This window comes from Dendronalium phyllosphericum CENA369 (assembly GCF_016056275.1).
Lineage (GTDB): Bacteria > Cyanobacteriota > Cyanobacteriia > Cyanobacteriales > Nostocaceae > Dendronalium > Dendronalium phyllosphericum.
In genome coordinates, this window is sequence record NZ_JAECZA010000053.1 from 17,405 (window position 1) to 29,362 (window position 11,958).

The 11,958-nt window shown below is 38.9% G+C and carries 6 protein-coding genes; 5 read left to right on the forward strand and 1 reads right to left on the reverse strand.

What is annotated here, in order from left to right; translation table 11 throughout:
- Positions 1 to 213 precede the first annotated feature (213 nt).
- Both I8752_RS13675 and I8752_RS13680 read left to right on the forward strand, forming a co-directional pair.
- Positions 214 to 1,320, forward strand: a complete 1,107-nt coding sequence (locus I8752_RS13675; protein WP_214432874.1) for a saccharopine dehydrogenase family protein — start codon at positions 214 to 216, stop codon at positions 1,318 to 1,320.
- A gap of 120 nt (positions 1,321 to 1,440) precedes the next feature.
- The gene (locus I8752_RS13680) at positions 1,441 to 1,824 is read left to right on the forward strand and encodes a hypothetical protein (protein WP_214432869.1); all 384 of its coding nucleotides are present in this window, start codon (positions 1,441 to 1,443) and stop codon (positions 1,822 to 1,824) included.
- Positions 1,825 to 1,878: 54 nt separating this feature from the next.
- Here the strand turns inward: I8752_RS13680 and I8752_RS13685 are convergent, their stop codons facing one another.
- Positions 1,879 to 3,177: a cation:proton antiporter gene (locus I8752_RS13685; protein ID WP_214432870.1), complete on the reverse strand. Its 1,299-nt coding sequence runs from the start codon at positions 3,175 to 3,177 to the stop codon at positions 1,879 to 1,881.
- 817 nt (positions 3,178 to 3,994) lie between these two features.
- Between I8752_RS13685 and I8752_RS13690 the strand changes: the two genes are divergently transcribed.
- The 3 genes from I8752_RS13690 (at position 3,995) to I8752_RS13700 (ending at position 11,855) form a co-directional block, all read left to right on the forward strand.
- Positions 3,995 to 9,721 carry a PAS domain S-box protein gene (locus tag I8752_RS13690; protein WP_214432871.1) on the forward strand — a complete coding sequence of 1,909 codons (5,727 nt, stop codon included), beginning with the start codon at positions 3,995 to 3,997 and terminating at the stop codon, positions 9,719 to 9,721.
- Positions 9,722 to 9,891: 170 nt separating this feature from the next.
- A complete protein-coding gene (locus tag I8752_RS13695) occupies positions 9,892 to 11,094 on the forward strand; it encodes a proton extrusion protein PcxA (RefSeq protein ID WP_214432872.1) in 1,203 nt (400 codons plus the stop codon).
- A gap of 38 nt (positions 11,095 to 11,132) precedes the next feature.
- Complete coding sequence (locus tag I8752_RS13700) at positions 11,133 to 11,855, forward strand: cyclase family protein (protein WP_214432873.1); 723 nt, start codon at positions 11,133 to 11,135, stop codon at positions 11,853 to 11,855.
- Positions 11,856 to 11,958 lie beyond the last annotated feature (103 nt).

Sequence of the window (11,958 nt, forward strand, 5' to 3'; positions counted from 1 at the left end):
GGTTTGATTTTACCGAGTTACTTATCTGTCAAATTTATTTTTTAGAGAAAAACCATTACTTTCCATGCAAATAAGCCAGCCTTTGGACGGTTTTGTTTGTATCCGCTCTCAGATAAAAGTCCTCCTTAATTCATGGACAAGTCATACTTGTAACTGATGACAAAGAGTGCAAAAAACTGGTCAAATAAGTATAGTGTTGCCCATGTCGGAGTGATGACAGACCGCGTTTTAATTCTTGGAGGACGGGGGCGAATTGGTAGCAGTGTTGCTCAGGATTTAGCCACCCATACACAAGCACAAATTACTATTACTGGACGTTCCCCAGAGACTGCAAAAGCTATTAATCTACCTTTGGGAGAACGAGTAGGATTTTTAGTATTAGACTTAGCGGAGATTGACAAATTGCGACAAGCGATCGCAAACTCTGACTTAGTTATCCACTGTGCTGGCCCCTTTCATTACCGAGATACCAATGTTCTCAAAACCTGTATCGAACAAGGTGTTAACTATCTAGATGTCAGCGACCATCGTTCTTATACCAGTAAAGCACTGAATTGCCACGAGCAGGCGATCGCAGCCGGCGTGACTGCAATTATTAATACAGGCATTTTTCCTGGCATTTCTAACAGTATGGTACGTCAGGGTGTTGAGCAATTAGATAAACCAGAAAAGATACATTTAAGTTATTTAGTTTCTGGCTCTGGCGGTGCTGGTGTTACAGTAATGCGGACAACTTTTCTGGGATTACAGCATACATTTGAAGCTTGGCTCGATGGAAAATGGCACGTAGTCAAGCCTTACAGTGAAAGAGAAGTAATTGAGTTTCCGTCACCTTATGGCCGCAGTGGAGTTTATTGGTTTGATATGCCAGAAACTTTTACACTGCCACATGCTTTTCCATCGGTCAAAACTGTAATTACTAAGTTTGGTTCCGTTCCCGATTTTTACAATCACATGACTTGGATAACTGCTCATGTGTTTCCCAAATGGTTGATGCAAAAGCGTAGCACTATTGAATTTTTATCTCATGTCAGTCATTTTATGACTGATATGACTAATAACTTTACTGGTATTGGAGTAGCAGTTCGCTCGGAAGTTACAGGACAAAAAAACGGCGAAACAGCTATTTTTTGTTCTGATTTGGTACATCAAAATACGGCAATAGCTTCTGGATACGGTACAGGTAGTATTGCTCAACTGTTACTAGAAGGAAAATTGCAGAAGCCTGGTGTTTTCCCTGTAGAAGAAGCACTACCAACAGATTTATTTGAATATACAATGCAAAGCCGAGGAATAAAAATTCATCACAATTGGTTATAGCTAAAAATTAATATATCCTCCGATAGAAGGAAGAAGTGTACTTCAACACATAGGATGCCTATGGGGCTTGGATATGAAATATACATAATACAAGCTAATACAAAACAGGAGGCTTTTTCGATGCGAATTTTATCAACTTTTAAGCAGGCTTTGCGTTCTGTTATTCTAGTTGTTTGCTTGACAATTTTCATGATGTCGGGTGTAGCTCTTTTCGTACAGCAAGCTAGTTATGCAACTACCCTAGAAGAATTGAAGCTAATACCCCCAGAATATAAACCGAATTCTCAAGAAAAAATTAACCGTGCTAACGAATACGATCCTGGCGTTGGAATTAAAGAAGAAGATCGGCAAGAATCTTACGAGCAAGCTGTGAAGGATTCAAAAAATCTTAATACTTTAGAGAAGGCCTACGAAAGAAATTTAAAGGCCGAACAAGCACAAAATCCCCCAGAAAGTTTTGGAGAAAAAGCGAAAGAAGTTATTGAAAAAGTAACTGGTAAATAGAATATAAAGGGAATACATGAATGCAAATCAGGTATTCCCTTATTGTGCATACTTTTATTCAAATTCATCAATGGTTGCGTGAGGAGCAGCTTTTGTATATTTGCTAATCCTACGTTCGTACCAATTCATTAAGGGAGTGGCGCTGATTCCATGTACGATCGCAGAAGCTACAATCGTAGTATAAGTTATCCAAGCAATTTTTTCGGCACTTTCGCCTTCTAATCCTTTACCAAGTGCGTAAGCAAGATAATATAAAGAGCCAACGCCACGAATACCAAACCATCCTAACAACCAGCGAGTTGCTGGATGTAAGTTTTGGCGGCGAGATTCCATAGGATGTTTACCTATTGTACTAATCCAGGCTCCTACTGGTCTAATCACCAAAAATAAAAAAACTATTACTATTAAAGATTGAGTAGCATAGGTAAGTATTGGTTTTAATAATAAAATTGACCCCAATAGCAAAATCGTTCCAACTTCTAAAAGTTTTTCCAGCCGTTCAATAAATTCCAACTGTTCTAATGGCTTTTCAGGATCTCTATAAGTGCGTTGGACTTCTAACCCAGCAACAAACACTGCCAGAAATCCATAACCATTGATAAACTCTGTTAAAGAATAAGTTAACAAAATTATACTGAGAGCAACAAAATCTTCCATTAACTCATCAGCAGAACGGCGTTTTTGGATTTTTTGATCGATGAAAACAATAGCTTTAGGAACGATAATTCCTGTTATAATGCCAGCTGCGATCGCCCAAATCAAATCAACCGCAATCCAATCTTTGAACCAGTTTTCCCAATTACTATCTTTTAATGCATAAAGACTAAAATAAACGAAGGGAAAAGCTAAGGCATCATTTAACCCACCTTCAGAAGTTAAACCAAAGCGTAATTCATCATGGTCGTTTGTATCTGTCAATTGTACTTCTGAGGCTAATACAGGGTCAGTCGGTGCAAGAATAGCTCCTAACAAAATAGCTTCTCCCCAATTCATGCCTAAAAACAATTTACCTACTACAGCTAGAGCAAAAATTGAAATTGGCATCAAAAATCCAATCAGACGCAGTGTAATATTCCAAATCCTTAACCTGAGTGGATGAATAATTTTTAATCCACAGCTAAATACAGAGATAATTACCACAAATTCTGTGATTCTTTCGAGTAATTCAGCATTGAATATATCCTCATGTCGTAGTTGAATGAGTCCTATACCATAAGGGCCTAGAATAATACCAACTACAAGATAGATTAAAGCAAAAGAAAGAGGTAAGCGAGTAATCCAACCCGAACCTAATGTAACTACTAGTAAGAGTAGTCCAATGATAAACAAGTCAAGTATATAAACATCTACCATATCGATAATTATAAATAATAAACATAGCTTTGCAAGTTTAATTGCGATAGCTTTTTCAGAGAAATAACCCAAAGGCAGATTTTAGAAAAAAAATCACATTCATTTCTACCTCTGTTGAGTTAATTCACATCTATTTTGAAAAAGCAATACGATTCAATTAAGCCTATAACTGTTTGTTAAAGCTAATTTTTTAATCTAGATGCTTCTGCGGGTACTCCTTACAAGTTCTCCATAAGGAGTACTTACAAGATATCGCTAAGAACGCCAAGAGTAGAAAAAGAAGGCAGAAATGTTTAACTAATTTGTATTTTCGGAAAAAACCAGTATGAAGTTAGGAATATGAGAATTTTTGCCCAAATATTTAATAAATTGAAGTTTTGACTGCATAAACTAGGGTTTTTCAGCTTTAATCACATATTCCGCCTGCATAGCGTAGGGCAAAGGCAAACCTTTCAGCAGTCTTTGATGAGCAAACAACGCCAGTTCTAACCTTTGACGCTCAAGAACTTGCTTGCTAACGTTACTTGTGTATTTGTAGTTAAAAAATAAAAATTTTATTAACTACAAAGATACTAAGGCACAAAAAACTTAATTTTGAAGATTGTACCTCGGCTGAGGGACCCTAGAACCCTTTCAGATAAAGTTTTGTCTTCAGGCAGACGCAAACGAGACAGCTGGTTAAAATGAGAGTAACAATAGTAATACTGGGTAAGTCAGGAGATTTACATCAGAAATTACAGCTAATCTTTTTCAAAAATTTTTATTTATTGTTATGTTTAATTAACAAAAATACTTATATATTATATCAAAATTTTATATGAATATAGATACTCAACAAATAAAAATTTTATTAGTTGATGATAGTTCCGAAAATTTACAGTTTTTATCTAATATTCTTTTAAGACAAGGTTATCAAATACAGAAATTTAAGTCTGGACAACTAGCAATAGATGCAGTGTTGGATATGTCCCCTGACTTAATTCTACTGGATATAATCATGCCAGAGATGAATGGCTATGAAGTCTATCAGCAGTTGAAAAACAACAAAAAAACTCAAAATATCCCAATAATTTTTCTTGGCGATATCAAAAAAATATCTAAAAAAATAAATTTTAATTGTGTAGGTAGTGTTGATTATATTCCTAAACCATTGCAATGGGAAAATGTATTAATCTGCGTTCAAAAACAACTTTATATTCAAAAGTTACAAAAACAAGTAAAAGAGCAAAATTATCAACTAATTGAGGAGAGACAACAACGTCAGTTGTTGATAGTCGAATTAAATAATCAAAGTCAAAAAATCCAATCTATTTTAAATACAGCTCAATTAACAGTTGCTTTGACAGATGAAAATATAGAAATTGCCTTATTGCAAGCACAACTGCTCCAAGAGAAACAAGCACGCGCTCAACTATACAGACAAAATTTGCAACTGCAAGAAGAAATCCGCGATTGTCTATTAGTAGAAGCTGCTCTCAAAGCGAGTGAAAGTAAATATCGCCACTTAGTCGAGACATCTCAAGACATTATTTGGTCGGCAGATACATCTGGGCGAATTACTTTTATTAACTCTGCCGTCAAAAGAGTTTACGGTTACAAACCGCAAGAAATCATCGGGCTTTCTTGGTTTGATTTCATCTTACCCGAACAAGTAGCTCGCAATCAGGAACTATTTGCACATCTTCTTGATGGCGAACCGATATACCAACACGAAATTACTTGTATAGCTAAAGATGGCCATTTAATTTATCTTATGCTTAATGCGATCGCTCTTTGCAATGAAGAGGGTTTAGTAATAAGTGTAACAGGCACAGCTAGCAATATTACAAAATATAAAAAAGTAGAACAAGCCCTGCAAGAAAGCACCATCAAGCTCCGCAACCATAACTTAGTGTTAACTAAATTAGCGAAAAATCAGTTACTATATCAAGGCGATTTAAAAGTTATTTTTAGGGAAATTACGGAAGCTGGCGCTAAAAATATAGCTGTAGAAAGAGTTAGTATTTGGCTGTATGACGAAGCAGTTCTTAACATCCAATGCTTTGATTTATTCGAGCACAGTTGCGCTCGACATAGCAGCGGATTTTCTCTAGCAGCAGCAGACTATCCAGCTTATTTTCAAGCTTTGCAGCAAGACCAACAAATTGTGGCAGATGATGCCCATAGCGATGCCAGAACCAAAGAATTTTCTGAGTCTTACTTAACCCCTTGCAACATTACCTCTATGCTCGATACACCTATTAGACTAGGGGGAAACACTGTAGGAGTTTTATGCTTGGAGGCAGTGGGAGTTATTCATTCTTGGACGCTGGAAGATCAGAATTTCGCCCGTTCTTTAGGTAATTTGGTATCATTGGCCCTAGAAGCACGAGAACGCCAACGCGCAGAAGCCGCTCATCGCGCCTCTGAAGAGAAATTAACATCAGCCTTTAGGTCATCTCCCGACCCCATTGCTCTGTCCACTTTCCCAGAAACACGCTATACCGAAGTCAACGACAGCTTTTGTCGCCTTTTTGGTTATTCTCGGTCTCACGTTATCGGTCGCACTCACAAAGAATTGGATATTTGGGTAAATCGAGAACAATGCGCCCTTCTTACCCAACTCCTCCTACAGACAAAAGCGATTCGCAACCATGAAGTTGATTTTCGCACTTCTAGTGGAGAAATCAAAACCACAATCTTGAGTGCAGAATTAATCGATATCGATGGCCAACAGTATGTACTGGGCACAGCTAAAGACATCACTGAGCGCAAGCAGGCAGAAAATGAAAGCCGCTTGCTACTGTTAACAGCTCAAGCCATCACTCGTGCCATCGATGTAAACGGTGCTTTAAAACTCGTTCTTCGCTTAATTTGTAACACCATCGGCTGGGATTTTGGCGAAGCATGGATACCCAATGATAATGACTCTATTTTAGAACATAGCTTGGTTTGGTATGCAGAAGCAAGTTGCTTAGAAGAATTCTGTCGCCAAAGCCGAACTATCAAATTTGCTCCTGGTGTGGGATTGACAGGAAGAGTTTGGCAGAGTCGAGAGCCAGAATGGATTGAAGATGTTTCGCAAGTCAAAAAGCCAATTTTTTTGCGATCGCCACAAGCGGCCAAAGTCGGATTAAAAGCTGGTTTTGCCGTACCAATTTTAGCTGGCAACCAAGTATTAGCTGTTTTGGTATTTTTTAAACGCACCTCGTTACCAGTAGATAAGCGTTTACTGTTGCTAGTACGTGCAGTTGCTAGTCAGTTAGGCGGGCTGATCGAGCGCAAACAAATAGAAGCCGCCCACAGAAAAAGCGAAGAACGATTGCATCTTGCCTTAGAAGCTAGCGATTTAGCATTGTGGGATTGGCATATCAGTAGTGGCAAAATCTATCGTGACTGGCGATGGACAAAGATGTTGGGATACAAAGAACACGAAATTATAGACAATCTGCCAACTATTAAACGACTGATACATCCCAACGACTGGGCCGCAGTCCAATCAGCCTTAAACGCCCATCTTCAAGGTACTAGTCCTGTTTACGAAGTGGAATTTCGGATGCGTTGCGCCTGTGGGGAATGGAAGTGGATTCAAGCTCGCGGTCAGATTTTTGAGTGGGATGAGAAGGGTACGCCTTTGCGAATGACAGGTACGCACAAAGATATCACAGAGCGTAAAACCCTAGAAAGAGAATTAGCACTTAGGGAAGCCCGACTTAATGCCTTTTTCAGCAGCGCTCCTGTGGGTTTGAATATTTTAGACGAGCAATTGCGGTTTGTGCAAATCAATGAAGTGCTAGCAGAGATTCACGGACAGGCGCAAAAAGACCATATCAGTAAAACATTACAAGAAATCATTCCCCAAATTGCACCTTTAGTTACACCGTTTTACGAACAGGTTCTCTCGACTAATCAACCGATTCTTAACCTAGAAATCAGCACCCCATTACCCAAGCAGCCAGATATTGTCCGCCACTTCATCATTTCTTATTTTCCTATACCAGGTGAAGAAGATCGCCCCTCTGGTGTCGGCACTGTGATGCTGGAAATTAGCGATCGCAAACAAGCAGAAATCGCTTTACAAGAAAGCCAGCGACGCTATCAAACATTAGCCGAAGCTTCTCCAGTTTGCATCTTCCACACAGATGTTGATGGTAACGCCTTATATTTAAATCAACGCTGGAGCGAAATTACAGGACTTCCCCTGCAAGATTCTTTGGGCAAAGGTTGGGCAAATGCTTTATATCCAGATGACCGCGATCGCATAGATATTTTATGGTGCGAGGCAGTCGCCGCAAAAACAATTCCATCAAAGTCCGAACATCGCTGCTTGCGTTCTGATGGTACAGTTGTTTGGGTAATCTCGCAAGCTTTACCAGACATTGGTGAAGATGGAAAAATTCAAGGCTATATCGGTACAATTACAGATATAACTGAAAGAAAACTTACAGAAGAAGCCTTGTACGAGAGTGCAGAACGAGAAAGAGCGATCGCCCAAGTGATTCAACGGATGCGCCAGACATTAGATTTGGAGACGATATTTGCAGCCACAACTCAAGAATTGCGGCAAGTACTCAATTGCGATCGCGTCGTTGTTTATCGTTTCAATCCCCACTGGGATGGCGAATTTGTTTCGGAATCAGTCGGGGAAGGTTGGATTTCTTTAATTGACGAACAAAAAAATCACCCTAATTTAACAGAAGATGCCCTAGAAGATGGTCGGTGTGTTCTGAAAATGTTGGATAGCGCCAATAACCATAAGAATATTTATTTGCAAACAACTGAAGGCGCAAGTTTCCGCTGTGTACCAGATATCTACAAAGCTGGGTTTGACCCTCGTTACATCAACCTCTTAGAAGGCTTTCAGGCAAAAGCCTATATTACTGTCCCCATCTTTTGTGGCAGTCAACTATGGGGATTATTAGTGAGTTATCAAAATTCTGGCCCCCGCCAATGGAAAACTGGAGAGATTAACATTGTAGTTCAAATCGGCAATCAGTTAGGAGTTGCTTTACAGCAGGCACAATTACTGGCACAAACTCAAAGACAGTCACAAGCCTTGCAAGAAGCTGTCATAGCTGCCGATGCTGCCAACCGCGCCAAAAGTGAATTTCTCGCCAACATGAGTCACGAATTGCGTACCCCACTGAATGCCATCCTCGGCTTCACCCAAGTCATGAGCCATGACAATTCTTTATCTAAAGAACATCTGCAAAACCTTGCAATCATCAATCGTGCTGGCGAACATCTACTCAACTTAATCAACGACATTCTGGAAATGTCCAAAATTGAAGCTGGTAGAACCACCTTGAATGTTAGCAGTTTTGACTTAAGTCGCCTCTTGGAAAGTCTAGAAGAAATGTTACACTTCCGTGCTGCTTCCAAGAGGCTAAAACTGGTATTTGAATGTAATCCTGAAATCCCCCAATACGTGCAAACTGACGAAAGCAGGCTGCGTCAAGTCTTGCTCAACCTTCTCGGAAATGCTATCAAATTTACTGACAGTGGTAGTGTGACATTGCGTGTGTCAATGGTCAGTAGTCAGTTGTCAGTTGTTAGTAGCGAGCGACAACTGACAACTGACAACGGACAACCAACACTTCTATTCGAGGTACAAGACACTGGTGCTGGTATTTCTCCAGAAGAGATGGATTTACTTTTTGAAGCTTTTGGGCAAACCGAAACTGGCAGAAAATCTCAACAAGGAACGGGATTAGGCTTGGCAATTAGCCGCAAATACGTGCAATTGATGGGAGGAGATATTACTGTTAACAGCGTTTTGGGTATGGGTAGTACATTTACCTTTGACATTCAGATTGGTCTAGCTTCAGCCTGCGAAATTCAAATACACCAAACTCAACGTCAAGTTATTGGTTTAGCACCAGAGCAAAAACAATACCGGATTTTAGTAGTTGATGATGTTACAGATAATCGCCTTTTACTAGTTAAATTACTCTTATCCATTGGCTTTAACGTGCAGGAGGCTAGCAATGGTCAACAAGCGATCGCTCAATGGCTAGAATGGCAACCAGACCTGATTTTCATGGACATGCGAATGCCAGTTATGGATGGCTACACAGCCACAAAAGAGATCAAAGCAAGAGAACAGAAGGAACAATATTCTTCTATTGCCAATGCCCGTACTATCATTATCGCCTTAACTGCTAACGCTTTTGAGGAGCAACGAGAAGCAATGATGGCGGCAGGTTGTGATGATTTGATTAATAAACCCTTTCGACAGGAGCAAATCTTAGAAAAACTTAGTAAATATTTAAAAATTCAATATCTGTATCGAGAAGAAAGTAATCAAATATTAGATACTAGACAACAGTATAAAGAACAAAATTTGACACCCGATGATTTACTGCCTTTGTTATCTGAAATGTCAAATGAATGGGTAGCACAAATATACAATGCCGCCGCTCAATGTAGCGATGACCTGATTTTAGAATTAATTGACCAAATGCCTTCAGAAAATAATCTGCTTAACGAATATTTAGCAGATTTAGCTAACAATTTTCAATTTGAAACAATTATGGAAGTAACTAGTACAGCACGGCGGAAATAAATAGACTATTCTAAATCAATGAAACGCTTAGGCTGTATTCATTTTGAATTTTGAATTCCACGCAGCGGTATTAGGTTACTGTGTTTGGAGCTAGATCATTATTTTTAGGAAATGGTATAGTAAATAGAGGTAAAATAATCAATATTGGTCAATTTTAAGTTATACGAACAATGAACCAATGGTTTTTGAATACGCCTGAAAGAGCTTTATTAGAAGCATACAAGGCAGCTCAGACAATTAAAAATATTGAAAAAGAACATTTTGGTAGCCAAAAGATATCGGCTGAATCAGTAAATTACACCGAAAATATGATGTCTTATTGGCAAGGATGTCTAGAGCAAAATTTACTTCTAATTAAATTAAGATTAGCAGAATTCCAATTGAGTCGTTCAATCCTCAATATTTCTAATAAGACTGTGTTAGAAAGACTGAAGTTTATTGATGAGGTTATAGATAAGTATAATTTCCGCGACCAGTTAGTTAATAGTAATTCGGTTTTGGAAGATGCAGAAATTAATGAGGATGAAAGTCATAAAAAATCAGATTTATCTAATTTGACTAAAGTTCAGCCTATCTCTCAAAAAACAGGAGTATTACCTAGATCGATTGGCATAACTCTGAATAAAATTAAATCAGATTTTACTCCCCAAGCAGAAGCAGAATTTGTCAGAAATTATCAGCTAACGAGAAATCGTACCAAAATTGCTTTAAAATTCTTGCTAGTTTTAGTGATTGTGCCTCTTTTAACGCAGCAGTTATCTAAACAAATTTTGGTAAGTCCGATAGTGGAACGCGTCAGAGGTAATACCATAACTCAAATTTTTCTAAATTCAGAAATGGAGGAAGAGGCTCTTAAGGAATTAAAGAATTTTGAAGTACAACTGAGGTTTGAAAGCTTAATCGAGCGATCGCCTTCACTTTCTTTAAAAGCTAAAGAAGTAAATCTGAAGCAAAAAGCAATTGAAATAGCTGAAGAATTTCGTCATAAAAGTAGTGAGGCAATTAGCAATGTTTTCGCAGATATACTTTCATTAATTGCTTTTGCCATAGTAATTGCTAATAGTAAAAAAGAAATTGCGATCGTCAAGTCTTTTATAGATGATACAGTCTATGGTCTGAGTGATAGTGCCAAAGCTTTTTTAATAATTTTATTTACAGATATATTTGTAGGATTTCACTCACCACATGGATGGGAGGTAATTCTTGAAGGGCTAGCAGAACATTTAGGACTTTCAGCAAATAGAGGTGTAATATATATGTTTATTGCTACATTTCCTGTAATTTTGGATACGATATTTAAATACTGGATATTCCGCTATCTCAGTAGATTATCTCCTTCAGCACTAGCTACATTTAAAGAAATGAACGAGTAATCGAAAATACGTGCGATCGCCAGAGGTGTAAAACTAGGATGATACAATCACAGAATCAATATGCGATCGCTTACTCACGCGTTATTCATCTCAGCCATGTAATAGACACAGCTATTCCCCAATGGCCTGGCGACCCCCCAATAGAATTTACAACCGTTGCAACACTGGCACAAGATGGCTATTACTTGCGGCGTTTCTCTTTAGGAGAACATAGCGCCACCCATATCAATGCTCCTAACAGCTTTCACTGTTCTGGTGTGGGAATTGACCGATACTCTGCTCAATCATTAATTGTACCTGCGATAGTTATAGATATCCGTGAAGCCGCAGCAGTTTATCCTGACTATGCTCTTACCATTGCCGATGTTTTAGTCTGGGAAGAAAAATACGGCAAGATTTTTCCTGGTCATGTAGTGTTACTCAATACTGGCTGGCAAGATAAGTGGTTGGATAAAAATGCATTCTTTAACCGAGATGCTCAAGGAATTATGCATTTTCCAGGGTTTGGCAGTGATGCTACCCGCTTCCTACTTCACGAGCGGCAAATTGCTGGCTTAGGAATTGATACTCACGGTGTAGACCCAGGACAGGATGATAGTTTTACTACTAACTGTTTGGTATTAGAACAACCGCGCATCGTGCTAGAGAATCTCACAAATTTGCATCAGCTACCACCTCAAGGTACTACCTTAATCATTGGTATTCTTCGGTTGCGTGACGGTTCGGGTTCACCTGCCGCTGTTTTGGCATTAGTGCCTTGAAAAGTGCTGAGTGCTGAGTGCTGAGTGCTGAGTTAGGAGTTAAGAGTTATTTTCCTCTCTGCCCCTCTGCCCCTCTGCTCCTAATGCCAAAACAGCGGCAGGT